At 29.9% G+C, this 26,285-nt stretch carries 20 protein-coding genes; 7 read left to right on the top strand and 13 right to left on the bottom strand.

From position 1 onward, the window contains the following. Positions 1-213: 213 nt before the first annotated feature. Both Q0662_RS10475 and Q0662_RS10470 read left to right on the top strand, forming a co-directional pair. The gene (locus tag Q0662_RS10475) at positions 214-1,527 is read left to right on the top strand and encodes a pitrilysin family protein (RefSeq protein ID WP_298949495.1); all 1,314 of its coding nucleotides are present in this window, start codon (positions 214-216) and stop codon (positions 1,525-1,527) included. 36 nt (positions 1,528-1,563) lie between these two features. Next, a complete protein-coding gene (locus tag Q0662_RS10470) occupies positions 1,564-3,612 on the top strand; it encodes a pitrilysin family protein (protein WP_298949493.1) in 2,049 nt (682 codons plus the stop codon). 111 nt (positions 3,613-3,723) lie between these two features. Here Q0662_RS10470 and Q0662_RS10465 read toward each other — a convergent pair whose 3' ends face one another. Further along, positions 3,724-4,599, bottom strand: coding sequence for a DMT family transporter (locus Q0662_RS10465; RefSeq protein ID WP_298949491.1), 876 nt, complete (start codon positions 4,597-4,599; stop codon positions 3,724-3,726). 94 nt (positions 4,600-4,693) lie between these two features. On the opposite strand from Q0662_RS10465, the gene Q0662_RS10460 reads away from it, so the two are divergent. Then, a complete protein-coding gene (locus Q0662_RS10460; RefSeq protein WP_298949489.1) occupies positions 4,694-5,140 on the top strand; it encodes a heavy metal-associated domain-containing protein in 447 nt (148 codons plus the stop codon). A gap of 60 nt (positions 5,141-5,200) precedes the next feature. On the opposite strand, the gene Q0662_RS10455 is transcribed toward Q0662_RS10460, so the two are convergent. Both Q0662_RS10455 and Q0662_RS10450 read right to left on the bottom strand, forming a co-directional pair. After that, positions 5,201-6,376 carry a hypothetical protein gene (locus tag Q0662_RS10455; RefSeq protein ID WP_298949487.1) on the bottom strand — a complete coding sequence of 392 codons (1,176 nt, stop codon included), beginning with the start codon at positions 6,374-6,376 and terminating at the stop codon, positions 5,201-5,203. Between the two features lie 113 nt (positions 6,377-6,489). Then, complete coding sequence (locus Q0662_RS10450; protein ID WP_298949485.1) at positions 6,490-9,198, bottom strand: TonB-dependent receptor; 2,709 nt, start codon at positions 9,196-9,198, stop codon at positions 6,490-6,492. 264 nt (positions 9,199-9,462) lie between these two features. On the opposite strand from Q0662_RS10450, the gene Q0662_RS10445 reads away from it, so the two are divergent. Next, positions 9,463-11,709, top strand: a complete 2,247-nt coding sequence (locus Q0662_RS10445; RefSeq protein WP_298949484.1) for an inorganic phosphate transporter — start codon at positions 9,463-9,465, stop codon at positions 11,707-11,709. A 54-nt stretch (positions 11,710-11,763) separates the two neighbouring features. On the opposite strand, the gene Q0662_RS10440 is transcribed toward Q0662_RS10445, so the two are convergent. From Q0662_RS10440 to Q0662_RS10410, 7 genes are all read right to left on the bottom strand, one after another. Beyond that, positions 11,764-13,953, bottom strand: a complete 2,190-nt coding sequence (locus tag Q0662_RS10440) for a patatin-like phospholipase family protein (RefSeq protein WP_298949482.1) — start codon at positions 13,951-13,953, stop codon at positions 11,764-11,766. 6 nt (positions 13,954-13,959) lie between these two features. Continuing rightward, positions 13,960-15,756, bottom strand: a complete 1,797-nt coding sequence (gene uvrC / locus Q0662_RS10435; protein WP_298949594.1) for an excinuclease ABC subunit UvrC — start codon at positions 15,754-15,756, stop codon at positions 13,960-13,962. 264 nt (positions 15,757-16,020) lie between these two features. Further along, positions 16,021-16,638, bottom strand: a complete 618-nt coding sequence (locus Q0662_RS10430) for a lipoprotein signal peptidase (protein ID WP_298949481.1) — start codon at positions 16,636-16,638, stop codon at positions 16,021-16,023. Between the two features lie 34 nt (positions 16,639-16,672). After that, positions 16,673-17,317 (bottom strand): hypothetical protein, encoded by a 645-nt coding sequence (locus tag Q0662_RS10425; RefSeq protein ID WP_298949480.1) that lies wholly within the window; start codon positions 17,315-17,317, stop codon positions 16,673-16,675. A gap of 46 nt (positions 17,318-17,363) precedes the next feature. After that, complete coding sequence (locus Q0662_RS10420) at positions 17,364-17,744, bottom strand: TraR/DksA C4-type zinc finger protein (protein ID WP_298949478.1); 381 nt, start codon at positions 17,742-17,744, stop codon at positions 17,364-17,366. A gap of 4 nt (positions 17,745-17,748) precedes the next feature. Continuing rightward, positions 17,749-21,156 (bottom strand): isoleucine--tRNA ligase, encoded by a 3,408-nt coding sequence (gene ileS / locus Q0662_RS10415; protein ID WP_298949476.1) that lies wholly within the window; start codon positions 21,154-21,156, stop codon positions 17,749-17,751. A 158-nt stretch (positions 21,157-21,314) separates the two neighbouring features. Further along, complete coding sequence (locus tag Q0662_RS10410) at positions 21,315-22,070, bottom strand: TerB family tellurite resistance protein (protein ID WP_298949474.1); 756 nt, start codon at positions 22,068-22,070, stop codon at positions 21,315-21,317. A gap of 197 nt (positions 22,071-22,267) precedes the next feature. Here Q0662_RS10410 and Q0662_RS10405 point away from each other — a divergent pair, with 197 nt between their 5' ends. Continuing rightward, positions 22,268-22,678 carry a BrxA/BrxB family bacilliredoxin gene (locus tag Q0662_RS10405; RefSeq protein WP_298949472.1) on the top strand — a complete coding sequence of 137 codons (411 nt, stop codon included), beginning with the start codon at positions 22,268-22,270 and terminating at the stop codon, positions 22,676-22,678. A gap of 123 nt (positions 22,679-22,801) precedes the next feature. Then, a complete protein-coding gene (locus Q0662_RS10400; protein ID WP_298949471.1) occupies positions 22,802-23,461 on the top strand; it encodes an HD domain-containing protein in 660 nt (219 codons plus the stop codon). Between the two features lie 85 nt (positions 23,462-23,546). Here the strand turns inward: Q0662_RS10400 and Q0662_RS10395 are convergent, their stop codons facing one another. Both Q0662_RS10395 and Q0662_RS10390 read right to left on the bottom strand, forming a co-directional pair. Continuing rightward, positions 23,547-23,720 carry a hypothetical protein gene (locus Q0662_RS10395; protein ID WP_298949469.1) on the bottom strand — a complete coding sequence of 58 codons (174 nt, stop codon included), beginning with the start codon at positions 23,718-23,720 and terminating at the stop codon, positions 23,547-23,549. 10 nt (positions 23,721-23,730) lie between these two features. Then, positions 23,731-24,600, bottom strand: coding sequence for an AraC family transcriptional regulator (locus tag Q0662_RS10390; RefSeq protein WP_298949467.1), 870 nt, complete (start codon positions 24,598-24,600; stop codon positions 23,731-23,733). Positions 24,601-24,806: 206 nt separating this feature from the next. Here Q0662_RS10390 and Q0662_RS10385 point away from each other — a divergent pair, with 206 nt between their 5' ends. Beyond that, positions 24,807-25,385 (top strand): hypothetical protein, encoded by a 579-nt coding sequence (locus Q0662_RS10385; protein WP_298949465.1) that lies wholly within the window; start codon positions 24,807-24,809, stop codon positions 25,383-25,385. A gap of 90 nt (positions 25,386-25,475) precedes the next feature. Here the strand turns inward: Q0662_RS10385 and Q0662_RS10380 are convergent, their stop codons facing one another. Further along, positions 25,476-26,258 (bottom strand): enoyl-CoA hydratase-related protein, encoded by a 783-nt coding sequence (locus Q0662_RS10380; protein WP_298949462.1) that lies wholly within the window; start codon positions 26,256-26,258, stop codon positions 25,476-25,478. Positions 26,259-26,285: the final 27 nt, after the last annotated feature.

The raw sequence follows: 26,285 nt of genomic DNA, 5'->3' as shown, positions 1-26,285 counted from the left end.
AATGCGGGTGCAAATATACATTTTTTTTGCAATCCTACAACACTGATTAAAAAAATAATAGCATTAAAATCAGCCAAATAAATACTATTAATTTTCTAGCTTACTAATATTCTTACTATTTTTGATAAAATCAAACAATATGTTTCCAAATTGTAACAAATTCATTTTGGTGGCGTCAAATAAATCAACAAGTATTAATTAAATAAAAAATAAATGAAAAAAAGTATTTTAACTCTTGCTTTTGCTGTGTTAATTGCATTGTCTGCAAATGCACAGAAAGTAGAATTTGAGGAGTATGATTTAGATAATGGTATGCATGTAATTTTGCACAAAGACACTTCTGCACCAGTAGTTGTAACCTCTGTAATGTATCATGTTGGTGCAAAAGACGAGCAATCGGATAGAACTGGAATGGCTCACTTTTTTGAACACCTTCTTTTTGAAGGAACTAAAAATATTAAAAAAGGAGAATGGTTTAAAATAGTTTCCTCCAATGGTGGTAGAAATAATGCAAATACTACAGACGATAGAACGTATTATTATGAGATTTTCCCATCTAATAAACTAGAATTAGGTTTGTGGATGGAGTCTGAGCGTTTGTTACACCCAATTATAAAAAAAGAGGGTGTAGATACACAGAATGAAGTTGTAAAAGAAGAAAAAAGGTTACGTGTAGACAATCAACCTTATTCTCGTTTTTTAGAATATGTTAAAGAAAACATCTTTAAAAAACATCCTTATAAAGGGACTACTATTGGTAAAATGGAGCATTTAGATGCTGCCACTCTAGATGAATTTTTAGCTTTTAATAAAAAGTTTTATGTACCAAACAACGCAACTTTAGTTGTTGCTGGAGATATAGATTTTACTACCACAAAAAAAATGGTAGAAGATTATTTTGGTCCAATACCAAGAGGTGCAGAGGTTACAAAGAACTTCCCTAAAGAAGATCCTATTACAGAGCCAATGACGGCTAAAGGATATGACCCAAATATTCAAATACCAGCAATTATGGCTGCTTATAGAACACCTTCTATGAAAACTAGAGACTCTAGAGTTTTAGATATGATTTCTTCTTATTTAAGTTCTGGTAGAAGTTCTGTTTTGTACAAAAAATTAGTAGATGATAAAAAAATGGCATTGCAAGCAGGTGCAATTAACGCGAGTCAAGAGGATTATGGAACTTATATTTTATATGGTTTACCACAAGGTGAAACTAAATTAGCAGATATTATAAAAGAAATCGACGAAGAAATTGTAAAGATGCAAACAGATTTAATTTCAGAAAAAGATTATCAAAAATTACAAAATCAGTTCGAAAATAATTTTGTAAACTCTAATTCTAGTGTAGAAGGTATTGCAAACTCTTTGGCACGTTACAATGTTTTGTATGGTGATACAAATCTAATAAACACAGAGATTGATATTTTTAGATCTATTACTAGAGAAGAAATAAGAGATGTTGCAAAAAAATATTTAAATCCTAATCAGAGATTAACGTTAGAATATTTACCAAAAGAAAAATAAAATCGATTACTGATTTATAACACAAAGACATAAATTATGAAAACAAAAATAATATATTTTATAACACTATGTATGCTGTCTTTAACTGTACAGGCACAAATAGATAGAAGTAAAATGCCAGAAGCTGGTCCAGATCCTGTAATAAAATTAGGAAAACCAAAAACTTTTACCTTAAAAAATGGTTTAAAAGTAATTATGGTAGAAAACAACAAACTACCAAGAGCTTCTGCAAGTTTAACTATAGACAATAAACCTTATTTAGAAGGAGAAATTGCTGGAGTTTCTAGCATGATGGGTAGTTTATTGGGAAGAGGAACTTCTAATATTACTAAAGATGAGTTTAATGAAAAAGTAGACTTTTTAGGAGCTAACGTTTCTTTTTTTAGTTCTGGTGCTTTTGCATCTTCTCTAAAAAAATATTTCCCAGAGATCTTAGAGTTAATGGCAGATGGTGTAAAAAACTCTCAATTTACAAAAGAAGAGTTTGATAAAGAGGTGCAAGTTACTTTAGATGGCTTAAAATCTAGCGAAAAAAGTGTAACTGCTGCAGCTAGGCGCGTAGAAAATGTATTAACATATGGTAGAAATCATCCTTTGGGAGAATTTACATCTAAAGAAAGTGTGAAAAAAATTACCTTAAAAGACATTAAAAACAACTACAATACTTATTACAGACCCAACAATGCGTATTTAGTAATTGAAGGGGATATTGATACCAAAAAAATAAAAAAATTAGTAAAATCTCTATTTGCAGATTGGGAAAAAGGAACAATTCCTGCGTACACTATGCCAGTAACCAAAAATGTTGCTACTACAGAAATTAATTTTGTAAATATGGACAATGCTGTTCAATCTGAAATTGCAATTATTAACAATGTCGATTTAACTTTAGGAGATAAAGATTACTATGCTGCTTTAATAGCTAACAACATACTTGGTGGTGGTGGTACTGCACGTTTATTTATGAATTTACGAGAAGATAAAGGATACACTTATGGCTCTTATTCTAGTTTAAGACAAAGCAGATATGCTGGTACTTTTAGAGCAACTGCTAGTGTTAGAAATATGGTTACAGATAGTTCTGTGGTAGAATTACAAAAAGAAATTAACAGAATACGTTACCAAAAAGTTACTGCAGAAGAATTAGAAAATTCTAAAGAAGAATATATTGGTGGTTTTGTAATGGATGTTCAAAAACCAAGAACGGTAGCTAATTTTGCATTAAATATTGCACGTTACAACTTACCAAAAGATTTTTATGCAAACTACATAAAAAATGTAAAAGCCGTAACTTTAGACGATGTACAAAATGCTGCAATTAAATACTTTAGAGGAGATAAAGCAAGAATTGTAGTTACAGGAAAGGGAATTGAAGTTCTTAAAAATCTTGAAAAAACAGATTATGTAATTAATTATTTTGACAAAGAAGGAAACCCAACAGAAAAACCTGCAATGACAATGCCAATTCCTGAAGGAATGACTGCTGAAACTGTAGTAAATAAGTATTTTGAAGCCATTGGTGGTAAAGACAAAGTTATGGCTGTAAAAACTAAGATGACTTTAGCAAACGCAACCATTCAAGGTACTCCAATTGTTATGACTACAAAGGCTGCAGAACCAAACAAAACATCTTTAGTTATTTCTGTAATGGGAAACACAATGCAGAAAATGGTTTTTAATGGCGAAAATGGTTATCAAGAAGCTAGAGGACAAAAAATAGACATGCAACCAGCACAAATTGCAGAAGCTAAAGCGTCTAATACATTGTTTAGCGACTTACATTACAATGCAGGAGAATTGCTTAGAATAGAGCCAATTGAAGGTGAAAATGCTATCGTTTTAAAATATAACGATACAGAAATTTTTTATGATATGGCTTCTGGTTTAAAAATAAAGGAAGTTAAAATAACAAAAACTCCTGATGGAAAAGAGGGGAAAACACCAACCAACTTTTCTGATTATAAAGAAGTAAGTGGAATTCTGTTTCCACATACTATTTCAACCAAAATGGGACCAGTAGACCTAAATCTTACTGTGAAAGAAATAAAAGTAAATGAAGGGGTTTCTGATGCTGATTTTGAATAATCAAAATTAGAAATCAAAATAAATACAGAGAGTCAAAAATTAATTTTTGGCTCTTTTTTTGTTTTTAATTTTTAAAAAATAAACTTTGATCTTTGAACGTTGAACTTAAAATTACTTCTTCTTATTTACCAAATAAACACCCACCAAAATAATTACACCCGAAAATATCTGAATTAAACTTAGCTTTTCGCCATCTAAAAGACCCCAAAAAATAGCCACTAAAGGAATTAAATAAGTTACAGAAGATGAAAAAACAGGATCTGAAATATGTACTAACTTATTATAAATAGTTTTTGCTATTCCTGTACCAACCACAGAGAGAATTACTAAATATCCTAAAGACTGCATTAAAACTTTATTTTGAAAATGAAAAGTGGTAAAAAAATCTGTAAAAAATAGTACTATAAATGCTGGTACAAGCAACAATAAAAAATTACCTGTTACGATAGATAATGCATTTAAATCGTACAAATACTTTTTAACCATGTTGGCATTTAAAGCATAACCAAAAGAGGCTATAATAATTAATACAGCATACCAATAATTCTGATTTGGATTTAATTCAGCTCCTTTTAAAATCAAAATTAAAGTCCCTACCAAACCAATTAAAATACCTAATAACTGATTTCTTTTAAATGCAAAACCAAATAATATGGCTCCAAAAATGAGTGTAAAAAATGGTGTTAAAGAATTTAAAATAGAAACAATAGAACTATCTATAGTTGTAATGGCAAAAGCAAACAAAAAACCAGGTATAAACGTTCCTGTAAGCGAAGTATAAAAGATATATTTATAATGCTTTTTTTGAATTTTCTTTAACGATCTTGGTGCAATAGAAAGCAAAAAAATGGCTGTAAACAACATTCTTAAAGCACCTAATTGTATGGGAGTTACGCCTAACAATGCTTTTTTCATCAAAATAAAAGAACTACCCCAAACCAATGAAAGTAAGATAAGGTATAGCCATTTTTGCTGTTGCTTGTTCATGATTTTTATTATAACTGCAAAAATGTTACAATTATTGAAATATAAAGGCGATTATTAATAAATTTGCAATATAATTTAATCACTAAATATTATGATGTCAAAAAAAATATTTTACGCTTTTGCAATTGCCTTGTTTGTAATAACAGCTTGCAAAGAAAACAAAACAGTTAAAAAAGAAAGTATAGCTCTTGCTATTTCTGGTATGACTTGTGAAATTGGTTGTGCAAAAACCATTCAATCTAAATTATCTAAAAAAGAAGGTGTTTTAGACGCTAAAGTTATTTTTACAGATAGTATTGCAAATATTGAGTTTGATGCTAATACAACCTCTAAAAAGGATTTAATTGCATTTGTAGAGGGTATTGCAGGTGGAGATATGTATAAAGCTTTAGAAAGTTCTAAAGTAACTTCTACTTCAACTAAAACAGCTCATGCTTGTACTGAAGATTGTAAAAAAGATTGCGAAAACAAAATGGCTTCTAAAAAAGAATGTAAAGAAGACTGTAAAATGGCTTGTTGCGCTACAGAAGGCACAAAATAATTTTTTATTAAAAACAAAAAAAGCAGGCTTAAAGCCTGCTTTTTTAATTAAATTTAATTCTTAAAACTGGTAACCTGTCCAAGCGAATACAGTAGCATCTGCACCACCAGTTGTTCCTGCAGAAAGATTTATTGTAGCTCCACCAGATGTTGTATTTTTAACATCTGTAATATCTAAACCGTTAGCAGTATTAGCAACAGCTGTTACTGAAGTAGCATCAGTTGAATCTGTTTTACTATCTTGTAAATCGATCACATCACCAAAAATAGCTCCAGCACCTAATGCTAAATATGCATTTGTAATTGTTGCAGTAGCATCTCTTCTTACTTTGATACCATCAGACATTTCTACACCATCTGCATTATTAATAATAGTTACACCATTAACTGTAAAGTTAGATTCGTTAATATCAGAAGGTGAATTACCATCTAAATTACCATCTGCTTCAATACCTCTTGGGTCAGAAGTTACGGCTGTATAACCATTCTCTCTTACACCATATAAGTTTGTACAAGTACCTGCATAACCTTGAGAAAAATCGAACATATCATCTTTAGCATTTACTACTAATATGTTTTCAGTATTTACAGTTCCACCAAAAAACTCAATTGCATCATCATCACCATAAAAAATAGCGATGTTAGAAATTGTTGTTCCTGTGCCTACTCCATTTAAAGTTAAACCATTATGTTCTGCTTCATCATCAATTCTTGCTCCAGAATATTCTATAATTACATAGTCTAAAATCCCTGAATCATCAGCAGAATTAGAGCCTCCAAAGAAAATACCATTGTTTACTTCTGTTGCAGCATTACTATCTGTACCAGATTGACGACTTAAAGGTGCATTACCGTTAATGATAATTCCACCCCAATCTCCAGGTTTAGGAACAGTTGCGTTAGATGTAAATTTTATTGGGTTATCTGCAGTACCATCAGCAATAATTTTACCTCCTCTTTCTACTAGAATATAAACATCTGTACCACCTGCTAAAGCATTTATAGTTGTACCAGCTTCTATAGTTAATGTTGATCCAGATTTCACTAATAATGTACCAATTAAGTTATGTGCAACTCCAGATCTTAACGTTAAATCTGTTGTTAAGTTACCAGCTAAATTTTGAGAAGTAACTTGTCCACCATTATTTCCAGTTCCAATGTTATCATCATCACTTAAAGAACATCCTGTAAATATTAAAGCAGAAATGGCTACGATTGTTAAAATTGTTTTTTTCATTTTTTTTAAATTTGATTAGATTTTATTGTTATTATCTGTAACAAAGCTAATTTTATACTGTTTTTTTTACTTTATCTAAATCTTAAAGAATTGTTATGGTTTTTGTTACTTTATTAGAAATTATACGTAAACCCTAAACTAAGGTTAACACCTTTTTTATAATTTCTTAACACAACATTATCTCCTCCATTAAAACCTGCTCTTGTTAATTGGAAATCAGGATTTAATAAATTTGTTGCTTTTAGTTTTACACTATAATTTTTATTAAATTGATAAGAGGAAACTAAATCTAAAGTTGGAATTCCTTTTTCTAATACATTTTCAAACCCTCTTGTTCCTACAGAGTAAACTCTTTCACTGAAATAATTAAATACTAAGGAAGAAATTAAAGTGTTATCGTTAATTTTTTTATTTAAAGAAATATCTGCATTTAATAAGAAAGGTGTAGCACCTTCTAAATCACTTGTTGCGTTTGTAAATTGAGCTACAGAACCACTATCTAAATTTACATTTGATACTAAGAAAGATGTATTTAAACCTGCAAAAACTTCTAAATCTTGTTCTTCTTTTTCAACAACTTTTCTTCTTGCCTCTAGTTCAATACCATACACACTAGCATCATTACCAACATTCAAATAAGTAAGTGTATTACCTCCAGATGGTATTTCACTTCTAGAAATTGGGTCTTTTATAAATTTATAAAATCCTGTAAATGTAATTAATTCTGATGATGAGAAATAATACTCGTATTTAGCATCTAAATTATAAGTATCAGAGGGTTTTAAATTAGCATTACCCTGACTTGAAAAAGTAACATCTTGATATTTAAAAGGTGCTGTTTCTTTAAACTGAGGGAATGTATAGGTCTGACTACCTGCTAATCTAAAAATACTATTTTCATTAAAGTTATACTTTATATTAAAACTTGGTAAAACATAAATTCTATCTAAAAAAGAGGGTCCTTCTACAGAAGATTGTGCAATGTTTGTATTAAAAGTAACTCTTTGTTGAATTTTCTCAAATCTTAATCCAGCTGAAGCTATTAAATTATCACTTATCTGATAAACGGCATTACCAAAAGCACCAAATATTTGTCTTTTACCTCTATATGTAAAAGGTACAAAAGCATTTGGATTACTTCCATTACCTCTACCAGTTTCTAATTCGAAAATATTATTATCAATAGAAGATTGGTTAAAAACAGCATCTGGATTTTCGATATCTATTGCTACCCTTGTAGAAAAATCATGATTAAAAATTGTTGCAGAAAATAAACGTTCTGTATATCTGTAATCTCCACCAAATTCTAAAACACTAATATCTTCTTCATCGTCTTTTAATTTATAACTAAATTTTCCTTTAGCAGCATAATCATTCTCTTCTAATTTAGAATAGAAACGTTCATTTTCTCCTGCAGAACTAGTTTGTGGACTATAAAAACCGTCTCTTAATAAATATTTATTTGTTCTTCTATCTGGCTCATTTCCTCTAATAAAGTTTAAAGAACCCTTTGCTTCAAAATTGAATCTATCAGAAAATTTGTAGTTTGCTAAAAACTGGTTTACATAGACCTCATTATTATTTGTTTGTTGTCTTCTTTGAAACTCCAAATCGCCATCTTGTTCTGGATTTACTCCTCCAAAATAATCTCCAATAGATTGTTTATTGTTATGAATAAATAAGTGGTTGTAGGCAATGCTATGACCGGCATCAAACTTATATTTTAAGTTTGCCATTACTACTTGAGAAACATTGTATTCGTATTTAGAAAAATCTTGATCCTGAAAAATAGCTCCTGCACTTGTAGTTTGTTTAATATTACCTTCTAAGAAGTTATAACCGGCATCAAAAGCACCAACAACAAAAAAGCTAAAACTATCATCTTTAATGTCATACTTTTTTCCTCCAGCAAAAGAGAAGCTATTATTCATTTGAAAGTTTTGACTGTTTGGCTTGAAAGAATTTCCAAAAGAATAGTTTCCTAAATCATTTACTGGTATAGATAAATTTTGAGTTCCAAACCTGTTGGTACCATCAATTGTTAAAAATTCTTTTGATACTGATTGTGTATTTATACCTGCAGAAACACCAACATTTAATAAACTTTTTTTAATTAATTCTTTTGATACAATATCTACATTTGCACCACCAACATCACCAGCAATTTCAGAAGTAAACACCTTGTTAATACCTATGTTTTTAATGATACTTGTATCAAAAAAATCTAAAGAAATATTTTTGTATTCAGGGTCATCAGAAGGTAATGGTAAACCATTTAACGTTGTAGAGTTGTATCTATCTCCTAAACCTCTAACTACGATATTTTTAGAACCTTTAGAAACACCTGCTGTCTTTGTAACAGCACCCTCAGCATCAGAAACACCTTTTACAGATAATTCTTGAGCTCCTATACTTGTTTTAATTGAAACTGCTTTCTTTTGCTCTAAAATTAAAGCACTTGTTTTTTCTTTACTTGTAGAAGATTTTACAACAATCTCATCTAAAGAAACACCTTCTGATGCAGACATTAATTGATTAATTACAATTGTTTCATCTGCTTTTATGGTAAACGTTTTTTCTATGGTTTTATACCCTAAAAAACTAAATTGTACTACATGTGTACCTGCTGGTACTTTAATAGAATAGTTACCATCAAAATCTGTAGTAGCGCCAATTGTAGTCCCTTTAATTACTACGTTTGCAAAAGGTAATGGCTCATTATTGGTTTCTTTATCTGTTAATAAACCTTTTAAAGTACCCTTGTTTTGCGCTGTTAAAACTTGACTTAATGCTATTAAAGCAATAAATAGAATTTTCTTCATTTTTATGTTTTATTTACTGGTGCAAAAGTCTATTAGCTTTGTAAAGTCTATGTTAGTTGTAAATTATGCTTTAGTTATTAGGTTGTTAAGTTAATGTTATGAAGGCGTGTTTTAATGTTAAGAAAAGATTTACATTCTTTAAAAGTTATAAGATTTATTTTTGATATGTTTGCTAAAAGATATATAGTGCATATTATAACGTTAAGATAACATTATGCATCTTTTGAGTCTTTAAATTTGCCTGATTAAAAATTTTTAATAAAAATGGGAGATCCATATATTTTAATGCTAATTGCATTAGCTGTTTTAGCCATTGTAGATTTAGTTGTTGGTGTTAGTAATGATGCTGTTAACTTTTTAAACTCAGCCATTGGTTCTAAAGCAATTTCTGTAAAAAACATCATGATTATTGCCAGTGTTGGCGTGTTTTTTGGCGCAGTTACTTCTAGTGGTATGATGGAAGTTGCACGTAAAGGAATTTTTAACCCAAGTATGTTTGTGTTTCAAGATGTAATGTTCATTTTTATGGCAGTTATGATTACTGATATTTTATTGTTAGATATTTTTAACTCTTTAGGAATGCCAACCTCTACCACAGTTTCTATTGTTTTTGAATTGTTAGGTTCTGCAGTTGTAATTGCATTAATTAAAATTACTAATAACGATGCAGAAAGCCTTTCTGCTATATGGAACTATATTAATTACGAAACTGCCACAGACATTATTTTAGGCATACTACTCTCTGTAGTAGTTGCTTTTACAGTTGGTGCTATTGTACAATACTTTTCTAGATTAATTTATTCTTTTAATTTTGAAAATAGAGCTACTTATATTAACGCTCTTTTTGGTGGTTTTGCAATAACCTCTATCACTTACTTTATTATTATTAAAGGTTTAAAAGGAACTGATTTTTACGGAAATATAGCAAGCCTTTTAGAGGGCAATACTGCACAAATTATTGGTATTAGCTTTTTAATTTGGACCGCTTTGTGCTACCTAATTATCCGTTTTTTAAAAGTAAATATTTTAGTTTTAATAATTGGTGTAGGTACGTTTTCTTTAGCCATGGCTTTTGCTGGTAACGATTTGGTTAACTTTATTGGGGTGCCTATTGCTGCTTTAAATTCTTACGAAGCTTGGAGTATTTCTGGAGTTGAACCAGTGCTATTTTCTATGGGTAGTTTGGCTAAAAAAGTACCTTCTAACATTTGGCTGTTACTTTTAGCAGGTGCAATTATGGTAGTTACTTTATGGACATCTTCTAAAGCAAAATCTGTCATAGAAACTGGTATTAATCTTTCTAGACAAGGAGAAGGGCATGAAAAATTTCAACCCAATAATATTTCTAGAGTTGTTGTAAGAGTTTCTATGTTTTTAAATCAAGGAATTACTTTTTTAATTCCAAAAAAAACGCAGAATTATATAAATACTAAGTTTGAAAAACCTGTTTTAAAATTACCAAAAGACAAAACTTATGAAATGCCCGCTTTTGATTTGGTTAGAGCTTCTGTAAACTTAATAATGGCAAGTGTTTTAATTTCTATTGCAACTTCTATGAAACTACCACTTTCTACAACCTATGTTACTTTTATGGTGGCTATGGGTACTTCTTTAGCAGATAGAGCTTGGGGTCGTGAAAGTGCAGTATATAGAGTTGCTGGTGTGTTAAACGTAATTGGTGGCTGGTTTTTAACAGCTATTATTGCTTTTACTGCTGCTGGTATTATAGCTTATTTAATTAGTTTGCATATTGCTGCTATACCTGCATTATTAATTTTAGTTGCAGTTTTAATTGGTAGAAACACTTTAAAACACAGAAAAAAATCAAAAGAAGTTAAAAAGAAAACATATTTAGAAAGAGCCGAGTTAATTACTATAAATGGTGTTATAGAAGAAAGTGCAGACCATATCTCTCAAGTAATTTATCGTGTAAGTAAATTGTATACGCACGTTGTTAACGATCTAGCAAATCACGATTTAAATAAACTACGCAAAACAGAAAAACACGTTAAAAAGTTAAATGATGAAATTGATGATTTAAAAGATGGTGTGTTCTATTTTATAAAATCTTTAGACGAAACCTCTGTACAAGCAAGTAGGTTTTATATTATGGTATTGGGTTATTTACAAGATGCTGCACAGTCTATAAGTTATATTTCTAGAGCAAGTTACAAGCACGTAAACAACAACCATAAAAATTTAAAAAAAGGACAAATAAAAGACTTAAAAACGATTGATGAAGAACTTACTGAACTTCTAGAAAAAGAATCTAAAATATTTGAAAATAGACAGTTAGACGACTTGAACGCACTAATCATAGAAAAAAATACACTTTTAATAAATGTTTCCACTTCTATTGAAAAACAAGTTTCTAGAATTAGAACCGATGAAACAAGTCCTAAAAACACAACCTTGTATTTTAGTGTATTATTAGAAACTAAAGATTTAGTGAGTGCTTTAATGAACTTATTACAGACTTACGAAGAGTTTCATTTAACCACAAAACAATAAAACTTTAGTATATATCTTTATAAAAGCCAGTAAATTATTTTACTGGTTTTTTTATTAGAACCAAAATCCTAAATTAAATAAAAGTACGCTTTTATTAATGTCTGGTGTCCATGCATATTTAAGTTCTATAGGCCCAATAAAAGAATTGTAACTGTAACCAATTGCATAGCCAGATTTAACGTTTTTAAACAAGTCTATATCTTTAAAAACATTGTCTTCTAACCTTGCATAATTGGCAATCACAGAAAAATAATGTTTTGGGTAAAACTGGTATCTTAAATTAAATTCTGATTTTAGAAAAGAAGCACCAGACAATTCTGCAAACTCATAACCATAAAGAGACACAAAATTATTAATGTAATTTTGATTGTTTCCTCCTAGAAAAAAATCGAAAGTAGAAGAAGCTACTTGTTTGAAAGAAAAACCAGCTTCATTTGTAGTATGTAAGGTTAAATTGTCTGTAAAAGAAGTTGCAAAACCAAGGGTACCTTTTGCCTGCGGATACATTTCGAAATCGTTATTAAAATCTGAAGACCATAAATAATATTTAAACGCTAAGTCTGCATAAAATCCTTTGGTTACAAAATAGCTTTTATCATAGGTATCTAGTTTTAAATAACCTGAAACGTTAAAATAATTACTATTGTCTGATATATTTTTATCGTCTAAATCTGTAATATTATCTGTTGCTGCTTTTATTCTTTTTAATTCGGTTTTTAATCCTACAGCAAATTTTCTGTTAAAGGTAGTTTGCACAAAAAATTGATTTGTTAAATCAGAATATCGTAAACTTATACTGTTTATATCTGGTGATGAAGCCTCTTTAAAAGGTACTTGAGATTTAAAATGATTGTAGCTTGACCTAAAGCCATAACTAAAGTAAAATCCATTATCTACAAAATAGTTTAAATCATAGCGTAAATTATCACCTAAAATTAAATTTAGAGAAAACAAATCGTTTTTACCCAACAACCATTTATGATTGTAGTTTGCCAATAAACTAGACTTGTACAAATAATCGTAATGTAGGCCTAATTTTATGTTGGCAGTTTCGTTAGACTCTTTCAATTTAAAGTTAAGTAAATAACTACCATCTATTCTTTTTATTAAGTTGTAGTCTATTTTATTGTAGTTTCTAGTTGCAGAAAGTAAATGTATTTTTTTTGTTAAGTCTTGCTTAGAAAGGCTGTCTCCTTCTATAATATTTAATTTACCTAATACATATGCTCTTGTATAATTTTTTATGCCCTCTATACCAATGTAAGAAATAAGCATTTTTTTTGTATTAATCTCTATCGGTTTTCTTGCTATTTTTACGGTTTGTTTTGCAGCAATTTCTTCAAAAACTTTTGAGTATTTTTTAGCTTCTAGAATTCCTTTTTCTAAAATTTCATTTTTTTTATCAAAATCTACTACAGAATATTTGTAGATATCTGGGTGAATATAAACATCTAGTTTTTTTATTTCTTGGTCTGTATTTTGATACATTTGATAACTCATAATTTGGTTCAAGAGTGCCACAACAGAGTTAATTTTATCTTTTTCAAACAACCTCCCTTCTACATCTGCACCAATAACGATGTCTATGCCTTTGTCTTTCATAATACTTACAGGAAAGTTATTGGCAACACCACCATCTACCAACAATTTACCTTTATATTCCACAGGGTTTAAGAGTGATGGAAAAGAAGCACTTGCTCTTAAAGCCATGGGTAAAGTACCCTTTTCTAAAATAACGGAAGAACCATCTTCTACATCTGTAGCAATACAAAAAAATGGCGTAGGTAACTTTGTAAAATCTTGATTTCCATCTAAAGGATCGAATAATTCTAATAATAAATTTAACACATTTTGTCCTTTAGAAACACCTCTAGGCAAACCAATTTTACCTTTATTTACAGGTAAGGTAACAAAAGTATTTTCGCCAAATTCTTTTTCAAAAAAAGTTGCGGATTTTCTAGGAAGTACATCTCTTAGAACTTTTAAAAAATCTGTTTTTAAAATAATTTCTTCTATTTGCTTTGCAGAATAACCCGCAGCATATAAACCACCAATAACAGCACCCATACTTGTGCCTCCTATATAATCTAAATGTATACCCGCTTTGTCTATCTCTTTTAATACACCAATATGCGCAAAACCTTTTGCACCACCACCACTTAACACCAAACCTACTTTTGGTTGTTTTTGTTGAGAAAAAAGAACTATGGGTATGGTTAGCAGTAATAATATTAATTTTTTCATAGCAGTTTATTTTTTGTCGGGATGATAAAACTGATACAATTTTACAGCTCTAGAATGCCCAATTGCTTCTTTTAAGTCTTTTAGACTGGCTTCTTTTACTCTTTTTGCCGATTTAAATTTACGCAATAAAGTTGTAATCGTCTGTTTACCAATATCTGGTATTTGTTCTAACTCACTTTGAATGGCAGATTTACTGCGTTTATTTCTATGAAAAGTAATACCAAATCTATGGGCTTCGTTTCGTAAATATTGGGTTATTTTTAAAGTTTCAGATTTTTTATCTAAATACAAAGGAACAGGATCTCCAGGATAATAAATTTCTTCTAATCTTTTCGCAATACCAATAATGGCAATTTTACCACGTAAACCCAATCTCTCTAGGGCTTTTAAACCAGATGATAATTGGCCTTTACCACCATCTACAATAATTAATTGTGGCAAAGGTTGATCTTCTGCCAATAAACGTTTGTAACGCCTGTACACTACCTCTTCCATAGAACCAAAATCATCTGGTCCCACTACAGTTTTTATATTAAAATGTCTGTAATCTTTTTTACTGGGTTTGGCATCTTTAAAAACCACACAAGCAGCTACTGGGTTGGTACCTTGTATGTTCGAGTTATCAAAACACTCTATATGCCTTGGCTCTGCAGACAAACGCAAATCTTTTTTCATCTGTGCCATAATGCGTTTTACATGTCTGTCTGGATCTACAATTTTTATTTGTTTAAATTGTTCTTGTCTGTAATATTTTGCATTTCTTTCAGATAGTTCTACAATTCGTTTTTTATCGCCCAATTTTGGGATGGTTACTTTTACATCATCACCCAAATTTACTTTAAAAGGCACATAAATTTCTGGCGATTGTGAGTTGAATCGTTGTCTAATTTCAACAATAAATAAGGCTAATAATTCTTGATCGGTTTCGTCTAATTTTTTCTTAATTTCTGTAGTATGAGACTGAATGATGCTTCCATTAGAAATTTTTAAAAAGTTGGCATAACCATGGGTTTCATCAGAAATAATAGAAAACACATCTACATTATTTATAGACGGATTTACAATGGTACTTTTTGCTTGATAATTGTTTAGTCTGTCGAGTTTTTCTTTAATTTTCTGTGCTTTTTCAAACTCCATGTTTTCAGAAAACGCAAACATCATTTTTTTAAAACGGTCTAAACTTTCTTTAAAATTACCTTTAATAATGTTTTTTATTTCTTTGATAGAGTTATTGTAATGTGCCTCTGTTTCTAATCCTTCACAAGGACCATTACAATTGCCTAAATGATGCTCTAAACAAATTTTATATTTGCCTTCGTTAATTTTTTGCGCACTTAAATCGTACTTACAAGTTCTTAACGGATAGAGTTCTTTAATTAAGTCTAATAAAGTTCTTACAGTTCTTACAGAAGTATAAGGCCCAAAATATTCAGAGCCATCTTTAATAACCCTACGAGTTAAAAAAACTCTTGGAAAACGTTCGTTTTTTATACACAACCAAGGGTATGTTTTATCATCTTTTAACAACACATTGTAACGTGGCTTGTACTTTTTTATCAAATTATTTTCTAATAAAAGCGCATCTGTTTCTGTGTTAACTACAATGTGTTTTATGTTGGCTATGTTTTTTACTAAAACTCTGGTTTTGCCACTATCGTGTTTTTTAGTAAAATAAGACGAAACACGTTTTTTTAAATTTTTGGCTTTTCCAACATAAATAATTACATCATTTTTATCAAAATATTGGTAAACACCAGGTGTATTGGGTAAGGTTTGTATTTGGATTTCTAAAGATGGTGTCATACCCAAAAGTACTTATTTTTGATTGATAAATTAATCTAATTGCAATTCAAAATCTGTTAAAAAATTGGAATTAGAATTATTTACAACCTCAAAAGCGAAAATAGTAGCGAATTAAAAAAATTTAGAAAGCTTATTAAACTGATTTAGTGCACATCAAAATATTTTACATCTGGATAAATTTTTATCTCAGTTTCTGATATCTTATGGATATTTATTTTTTTAGAAAGTGAATCTTTAAAAACTTCTTTAATGGTCCTAAAAAGTTTATGCAATTTCTTTTTTTTCTTCCTTTGGAAAAGCTTGTTTGCTAAAAATAAAAAGCAAGGCTACACCGATAGTTATATAGGCGTCTGCTGGGTTAAAAATATATTGAAAAAAAGTATATTGTTCTCCACCCTTAAAAGGAATCCATTCTGGTAAAACACCTTGCCAAATTGGAAAATAAAACATATCTACCACTTTACCATGAAACAGCGTTCCATAAGGTTGGTCTGCAAACAAGGTTGCTACTTTGTGGTAAGAATCGTCAAAAATAACACCGTAAAAAACAGAATCTATAATATTACCTACGGCACCTGCTAAAATTAAAGCAATTCCTACTACAACTGCACTAGGTACCTTTCTTTTAATAGTACCTACTAGCCAATAAACAATACCTGCAACTGCAACAATTCTAAATAACGTTAAAAAAAGTTTTCCTGCTTTACCACCAAACTCAATACCCATTGCCATTCCGTTATTTTCTGTAAAATGAATTTGAAACCAACTAAAAACCGTTACACTTTCGTTTAAAGAAAAATTAGTTTTTACGTAAATTTTAATTACTTGATCTAAAATTATAGCAATTAATACCGTAAATATGGCAAGTGTCTTTTTTGACATTTTGTAAGTTTTTATGGACACAAAAATAACAATATTATTGTGTAGTTAGATAAATATTTGCTTTTTGAGAAATAATTGTGAGTTTAGCCTCTACACCTAACGCTCTATTTTTATGCTTACTATTATAAGAAGTATTATCAATTTTAATTTTTCCGTTTTTAGAAACAAGGTCTAAGCTATTTTTTTGTGTTTTTGCATATACATTCCCAGAGTATAATTTTAAGAGCGTTTTCTCCCTTACGGTTCCTAATTTTACAATACCATTTTCTATATAAATGGCTAAGTTATTTTTATAGCTTTTAGACTCTATATCTACATTTTCTCCAAAAATAATTGTTTTTTTATTGCTAGGTATTTTTATAATAGCTGTAGCCCTTTGCAATCTTTTGGTGATAAACTTTCTAAAAATTACTTCTCTAGTTTCTGCACCTTCAAAATCGAACTTTATATTTACAAGTTGTTCTTTGTTGTCTATTTTAATTACTTGTTCATCGTAATTTTGGGCATACAGATATACCTCTACAAAATTGGTGTTAGAGTTTTTTAAAACTATATTATCTAAACCAGTGGTATAAATAGTTATTTCTGAGGCTTCTGTTTCAAATTTTTTTAGGACTTTTTTTTGAGAAAAACCCACAGAAAAAAAACAGAGTAATATGATTGTAAATAAATTTTTCATAAAAAAAGCTTCTTAAAAAAAGAAGCTTTGTATAGTATTTGATTATTTATTGCTTACGTTTAGCCTCTATACTTAAAGTTGCGTGTGGTACAAGTTTTAAACGTTCTTTTTGAATTAATTTACCAGTAACTCTGCAAATACCATAGGTTTTATTTTCTATACGTAAAAGTGCGTTTTTTAAGTCTCTGATAAACTTTTCTTGTCTTATTGCTAATTGTACATTCGCTTCTTTGTTCATAACATCAGAACCTTCATCAAAAGATTTAAAAGTTGGTGATGTATCATCTGTACCATTATTAGCATCATTTTTGTAAGAAGCTTCTAGCAAAGCCAAATCTTCTTGCGCTCTTGCAATTTTTTTATCTATAATTGCTTTAAATTCTTGTAAATCTTCGTCTGAATATTTTAATTTATCTTCTCCTGACATAGTCTTAGATTTTTTCTATTAATATTTTACTTTTTATATTGTCAAACTCAATATCTGTTCCATTTTCTAGCGTGTCTACAAATGCCAAATTATTGGTAAGTGTTTCGCTCATGATATAGTTTTTGTTTGCAGCTATCGCGTTTTCTAAATTGGGGTCTTTTACAACCAATAATTTAATTTTATCTGTAACTTCTAAACCTGTATCTTTTCTTGCATTCTGAATTCTATTAATCAATTCTCTAGCAATACCTTCTTTACGCAATTCTTCTGTAATGGTAACGTCTAAAGCCACTGTTAATGCGCCTTCATTTGCAACTAACCAACCTTCTATATCTTTAGATGATATTTCTACATCTGACAATTCTAAAGTAATATTTTTTCCGTTAACTATTATAGAAATGTTTTTATCTTTCTCTATTTTGTTAATATCTTCTTGTGTAAACTTTTGTACCTCTGCTGCAATAAAACGCATATCTTTTCCAAATTTAGGACCTAAGGCTTTAAAATTTGGTTTTATTTGCTTTATTAAGATGTCTGAAGCATCTTCCATTAACTGGATTTGTTTAATATTAACCTCGTGCTTAATTAAGTTGGCAACTGCTAGTATTTCTTCTTTTTGTTGAATGTTATCAACAGGAATCATTATTTTTTGCAGTGGCTGACGTACTTTTATTTTTTCTTTGGCTCTTAATGATAATACCAATGAAGAAATTATTTGTGCATTTTCCATTTTACGCTCTAAACTTTTATCTACAAAGTTTTTATCAAAAACAGGGAAATCTGCTAAATGAATACTTTCTGAGGTTTCTTTTTGTGTTACAGAATTTAAATCTTGATACAATCTATCTGTAAAAAATGGCGCAATTGGCGATGCTAATTTTGCAATGGTTAGCATACAAGTGTACAAGGTTTGATAGGCAGATATTTTGTCTGTTTCATACGTTCCTTTCCAAAAACGTCTTCTACTTAAACGTACATACCAGTTACTTAAATACTCTTGTGTAAAGTCTGATATAGCTCTTGCAGCTCTTGTTGGTTCGTAATCTGCGTAAAATGTATCTACTTTTTCTATTAAAGTATGTAGTTCAGATAAAATCCATCTGTCTAATTCTGGTCTTTCATGTAAAGCAATGTCTGCTTCTTTGTAAGCAAAACCATCAATATTTGTATATAGAGAGAAAAACGAGTATGTGTTGTATAAAGTTCCAAAAAACTTACGTTTTACTTCTTCTATCCCTTCTAAATCGAATTTTAAATTGTCCCAAGGGTTTGCATTAGAAATCATATACCATCTTGTGGCATCTGCCCCATAGGTAGATAAGGTTGTAAACGGATCTACAGCATTGCCCAAACGTTTAGACATTTTATGTCCGTTTTTATCTAAAACCAATCCGTTAGAAACTACATTTTTATAGGCAACAGAATCAAAAACCATTGTTGCAATTGCGTGTAAAGTATAAAACCAACCACGTGTTTGGTCTACTCCTTCTGCAATAAAATCTGCAGGAAACGATTCGTTACCATCAACTTTGTTCTTATTTTCAAATGGATAATGCCATTGTGCATAGGGCATAGAACCAGAATCGAACCAAACATCTATTAAATCGCTCTCGCGTTTCATTGGTTTTCCTGATGCTGAAACTAGCACAATTTCATCAACAATATTTTTATGTAAATCTATTTTTGCATAGTTTTCATCTGAGTTGTTACCCACCTCAAAGCTTGCAAAAATGTCTTCTCTCATTATTCCTGCTTCTACGGCACGTAACATTTCTTCTTTTAGTTCTTTTATAGAACCAATACAGATTTCTTCTTTACCATCTTCTGTTCGCCAAATCGGTAATGGAATACCCCAATAACGAGAACGTGATAAATTCCAGTCGTTTGCATTTGCTAACCAGTTACCAAAACGACCAGTTCCTGTAGATTCTGGTTTCCAATTTATGGTTTTGTTTAAGCTGTGCATTCTATCTTTTACATCTGTTACTTTAATAAACCACGAATCTAATGGATAGTATAAAATAGGTTTGTCTGTTCTCCAACAATTTGGATAACTATGCTTGTATTTTTCTACTTTAAAAGCTTTGTTTTCGGTTTTTAGTTTGATGGCTAATTCTACATCTACCGATTTTTCTGGTGCTTCACCTTCTGCATAGTATTCATTCTTTACGTATTTACCGGAAAACTCGCCCATTTCTGGTCTAAATTTACCTTGTAAATCTACTAAAGGCACCAAATTATCATTTTCATCTTTTACCAATAAAGGTGGTATTTCTGGTGTTGCTTGTTTACAAACCAACGCATCGTCTGCACCAAAAGTTGGTGCTGTGTGTACAATACCTGTACCATCTTCTGTAGTTACAAAATCGCCAGCAATTACTCTAAAGGCATTTTGTGGATTGTCGTTTGGTAAAACATAGTCTAATATTTGTTCGTATTGTATCCCTACTAAATCTTTACCCACAAATTCTTTTACTAGGTAAAAGGGTATTTTTTTATCACCTGCAGTGTATTCTTTTAATGCTTCAGCATTATCAACTTGAACATTATTTTTACCTCCAAATTGTTTACTTACTAAATTTTTAGCCAATACTACTTTTGTAGGTTCAAATGTATATTGATTAAACGTATCTACTAAAACATATTCTATTTTTGGACCAACAGTTAAGGCTGTATTACTTGGCAAAGTCCAAGGTGTGGTTGTCCAAGCAAGGAAATATATAGTTTCTTCATTTTTTAAAAAATCTGGCAAACTCTTATGAATTGCTTTAAACTGTGCAACTACTGTTGTATCTGTTACATCTTGGTAGGTACCAGGTTGATTTAACTCATGAGAGCTTAACCCTGTACCTGCTTTTGGTGAATATGGCTGAATTGTATAGCCTTTATATATTAAGTTTTTTGTATAGATCTGTTTTAATAACCACCAAACAGATTCCATGTATTTGGGTTCATAAGTAATGTATGGATCATCCATATCTACCCAATAACCCATTTTTTGGGTTAAATCGTTCCAAATATCTGTGTAACGCATTACTGCTTTTCTACAAGCTGCATTGTAATCTTCTACAGAGATTTTTTTACCAATATCTTCTTTGGTGATGCCTAGTTCTTTTTCTACACCTAGTTCTATTGGTAAACCATGGGTATCCCAACCAGCTTTACGCTTTACTTGGTATCCTTTCATGGTTTTGTATCTAGGAAAAATATCTTTTATTGCACGTGCTAAAACATGGTGTACACCTGGTAAACCATTTGCAGAAGGTGGTCCTTCAAAAAAAACATAAGGTTCTTTGCCTTCTCTTGAGCTAACACTTTTTTCGAAAATGTTATTTTCTTCCCAGTAGTTTCGTATTTCTTCTGCTACTTTTGGTAAGTCAAGTCCTTTATATTCAGTAAATTTCGCGCTCATCTTTTCTCTTTTCTGATCAGATTGCGAAATTAATCAATTTATTGAAAATAGCTACTTATGAACCTAAAAAAAAGAGGCTTTACAATGGCTCTTAAATAAATTCTTATTAAAGAAGTAAAATATTGTAAGAAAAATTAAATCTTTACAAACTCTTTAACCTAAAGATCTCTTTCTTGCTTTATTTGTTCATAAGCATCTTGTATGCTTTGAAATTTTTCTTTAGCGCCTTTTAAATGTTCTTCTCCTAAATCTTGTAGTTTATCTGGATGGTATTTTTTTACCATTTTTCTGTAGGCTGATTTTACCTCGTTGTTAGAGACAGATTTTGTAATTTCTAGAATTTTGTAAGCATTGCCAGAAGCATCATAAAACATGGCTTTTATAGATTCAAAATCGCGCTGATTGATGTATAAATAACCTGCAATTTTTCTTATTTCTTCAACTTCTACTTCGCTTACAAATTGGTCTGCTTTTGCAATACCAAACAAGAAATGCAAAAGTTGCAAACGAGATGCATGAGACGTGTGTTCTCTGATTTGAATACATACTTGTCTTGCAGAAATTTGTTTTTTTACAATCCCTTTAAATAATTTAAATGCATTGTTGGCTCTTTCTTTACCATACATGCTTAAAAACTGTGTTCGTACAAAATCTAATTCGCGTTTATCTATATTTCCGTCAGATTTTATAACTATTGATGCCAAGACCAATAAACTCATTTCAAAATCGCCAGATTGTGTGTTTACTTGTTTTCTGGTGCTTGTTTGTTGTTGATAATTGTCTTGCTCTAAAAGTAGGTCTTTTTCTGAAAACCCATCTACAAAACTACCTATTGCAAAACCAATGGCTGCACCTATTGGACCTCCTAAAGTAAACCCTAAACCGGCGCCTAACCACCTTGTAAAATTTCCCATTTTTATTTTTTAACAAGTGACAAATTTACAAAGTTTCAAAGAAACCGGGTTTATAGTCATAAACTTTGTAAGTACGATTTACTTATAAGTGATAAAAAAGTATCAATTTTATTGATATTTCTATTAGAACTACCTCTTTAAAATGGGTTGAGTTTTGCAAAACAAATATGTATCTTTGCATTTTAAAATAAATAATTATGTATCCAGAAGAATTAGTAAAACCAATGCGTGATGAGTTAATTAACGCAGGTTTTGAAGCATTATATACAAGCGAAGATGTTGAAAAAGCATTGGCAAAAGAAGGAACAACTTTAGTAATGGTAAACTCGGTTTGTGGTTGTGCAGCTGGTACTGCTAGACCTGGAGCTATTGCATCTTTAGGAGCAGAAAAAACACCTACAAACTTAACAACTGTTTTTGCAGGTGTAGAAAAAGAATCTACACAAAAAGCACGTGAATTTATGATTCCTTTTCCACCAAGTTCTCCAGCAATTGCCTTGTTTAAAGATGGTAATTTAGTGCATATGTTAGAAAGACATCATATAGAAGGACGTTCTGCACAAATGATTGCACAAAATTTAGCGCAAGCTTACGATGAATATTGTTAAAAAACAATGTAAATAAATTATAAAATCCATTCTTTTAAGAGTGGATTTTTTATTTTTATAAAATTTAAAAAAAGTCTTTATCTGCTCATAATAAAAAAGAGCTTTAAAAAAATATTCTAAAAAGTGAATAAAGAAAAAGTGATTACAAACTGTATTTCTTTTGTAAAAAAAGAGCTTCAAAATGCAGAAGGTGGGCATGATTGGTTTCATATAGAACGCGTATTTAAAAATACTATTCTAATTGCTAAAGCTGAAAAAGTAGATGTTTTTGTGGTTTCTTTGGCAGCACTTTTACATGATATTGCAGACCCAAAATTTAATAATGGAGATGAAAAAATTGGTCCTAAAAAAGCTACACAATTTTTAATTGACGAAAATGTACCTAAAAAAATTAGCAAACATGTAATAAACATTATTAAATACATGTCTTTTAAAAATTCTTTTGATAAAAACTTGCAAAATTTTAAAACAAAAGAGTTTGAAGTTGTACAAGATGCAGACAGGTTAGATGCCATTGGTGCAATTGGTATTGCACGTTGTTTTAATTATGGAGGCTTTAAAAATAGGCCATTGTATAACCCAGAAATTATACCTAATCTTACGATGACAAAAGAGGAATATAAAAATTCTACAGCACCAACTATCAATCATTTTTATGAAAAACTTTTGTTGTTAAAAGATAAAATGAATACTGAAACTGGCAAACAAATTGCTACAGATAGACATTTATTTATGGAAAAATATTTAGAACAATTTTATAATGAGTTGAATGGTATTAAATAATAAAACCTATAACTGTCTTTAAATAATAATTATAGGGAATAAAAAAAGGCTTAAAAAATTAATGTAAAGCCCTTTTTATGTTTAACTAATTTTCTTTTGCAACCTCTAAAGCTGTAATTTTATATTCCAAAATAGATAATTCATTACTTTTTTCTAAAATATCATCTATAGTTAAATTGTTGTTTTTATTTATATAATTTAAAATCTCTTTACTTTTAAAATTATAGTATTCTAATGCTTTGTCTATTTTTGTATTCATCTTAAATATATTATTGTATAAAATTAGACATTTCTCTTCTGTACTTAGAAGCAGGCTTACCAGTAAATTCTTTAAACAGTTTGTTAAAGTGAGAAAAATTATTAAAACCACACTCGTAACAAATATCTGTAATACTAGTTTGGCTTTCAGATAATAGTTTAGTAGCGTGTACAACTCTATACTCGTTAACTAATTTTGTAAATGTTTTGTTGGTTGTTTTTTTAAAAAACCTACAAAAAGCAGGTACAGTCATGCTTACTAAGTCAGCTACTTCTTCTAATGATATATGCCTCTTAAAGTTCTCATTAATGTGTTTAAAAACAAGATCTATTTTTTCGTTATCTTTTGGTATGGTTTCAAAAGCAAAACCGTCTGCATTTAAAATGGTGTAATCGTCTGTGTTTGCTAACTCTTTTAAAATTTCTAAAAAAGATATTATTCTATTGGCACCTTCTAAATCTATCAACTTTTCAATTTTTGCACCAATTCTTTTTTTAATTTCTATATTAAAACGAATTCCTTTTTTTGCACGTTCAAAAAGCTGATCTATAGCAGTCATCTCTGGTATTTTAAAAAATTCTTTCCCTAAAAAATCTGGTTTAAACTGTATTAACGTTTCAGAACCATTGGTTGTTAAACGATCTACAAACCCTAAATGCGGTAAATTAGAACCTATTAATACTAGCTGACTATTATTAAAATAACTTATGTGATTTCCAATATGTCTTTTTCCTTTTCCTTTATTAACATAAACAATTTCTATTTCTGGATGAAAGTGCCAAAAGGCATTTGTTCTTTTTAAAAATTGTTCATGTTTTTTTACCAACATAGAACTACCAAAACTAGGGGTAATTTTTTCTAGTGTAGGTTTAGTCTTCATATTATACTTATTATATAGATGCAAAATTACGAATCTAAAACCACATAAAATATATAATTTTATCAAAAATATATGCTATTTTAACTTAACATAGAATTAACATTATTTAATGTGATAATTTAGCATATATATTCGCCAATTATGATGTTTTCATCATCTAGCATCTGCCATACTTTTGTAGTGTTAATAATCATTAAATGAAAAAAATGAAAAATTTAAAAAAATGCTTAGTAGTAGTTATGATGTTGGGAACATTAATAAACTACGCAAATGACAAAAAGAATACTACTTACGTAGTAGAGGGGAAAAAAGTTAAAGTTGAATTTAACGCAGTTAAAAAAGGAAACAAATTAACAATAAGAGATAGTTATGATGTAATTATATTTAGTCAGGAAATAGAAAATTCTGGTAATTACTCTAAAATATTTAATTTGTCTAATTTATTAAAAGGAGATTATACTGCAGAGCTAGAGAAAGACTTTGAAATTGTAATTAAAAACTTTTCTGTTTTAGAAGGCAAAGTATCTTTTAACGGAGAAAAAAGGGTTTTTAAACCTGTTATTAGAACAGAAAAAAATAAGGTTTTAATATCTAAAATAGATTTTAATAAAGAACCTTTAAAAGTAGCTCTTTATTTTAATGGTGAAGTAATTTACTCTGAAACTGTTAAGGATAATAGCAACGTTTTAAATAGGGTTTACAAATTATCTAAAGAAGAAAGAGGTAATTATACTGTTGTAATTAATACCAACGACAGAAATTACGTACAAAATTTTAATTTTTAATCATATAGTTAATTGTTGCATCAAAATACTGCTATGTTTTGATGTTAAAAGCGAGCCAGAGGGCTCGCTTTTTATTTGTTTCATTAATAGCTATTCTCCAGAAAAATTAGGTTTTCTTTTTTCTAAAAAGGCAGTTGTACCTTCTTTAAAGTCTTCGGTTTCAAAACAATTACCAAAGTTTTCTATTTCTACATGGTAACCATTAACACCCTCTTTATAATTTGCATTTACAGCTTCAATAGCTTCAGAAATTGCTACTGAGGAATTTCTTGCAATTTTACCTGCTAATTTTTCTGCCAAAGGCAATAAACCTTCTAAAGTGGTTACATAATTTACCAAACCAGCATCTTTAGCTTCATCTGCAGAAATCATGCCAGCGGTAAGAATCATTTCCATAGCTTTACCTTTGCCTACTAATTGAGGTAAACGTTGTGTACCACCATAACCTGGTATGACTCCTAAAGACACTTCTGGCAATCCCATTTTTGCATTGTCTGAGGCAATTCTAAAATGACAAGCCATTGCCAACTCTAAACCACCACCTAACGCAAAACCATTTACAGCTGCAATTACAGGTGTAGATAAATTCTCTATAAAATCGAATAATTTTTCTTGACCTTCTCTAGCTAAATTTGCCCCCTCTTTTCCAGAAAAATGTGCAAATTCAGAAATATCTGCTCCCGCTACAAATGCTTTTTCTCCACTACCTATTAAAATAACCGTTTTTATATCTGTATAAGATTGTATTTCTTTAAAAGCAATGTGTAACTCTTGAATTGTATCTTTATTAAGAGCGTTTAACTTTTTAGGTCTGTTAATTGTTATTTTGGCAATTGTATCTTGTATATCTACTAAAATGTTTTTAAACTTCATTTTTATGTATTTAAAATGTTATTAGAA

Origin of the sequence: uncultured Polaribacter sp., assembly GCF_947503855.1 — a bacterium.
Taxonomy (GTDB): domain Bacteria; phylum Bacteroidota; class Bacteroidia; order Flavobacteriales; family Flavobacteriaceae; genus Polaribacter.
Note: the sequence above shows the minus strand (reverse complement) of the source record. Positions and strands in the feature narration are given on the sequence as shown.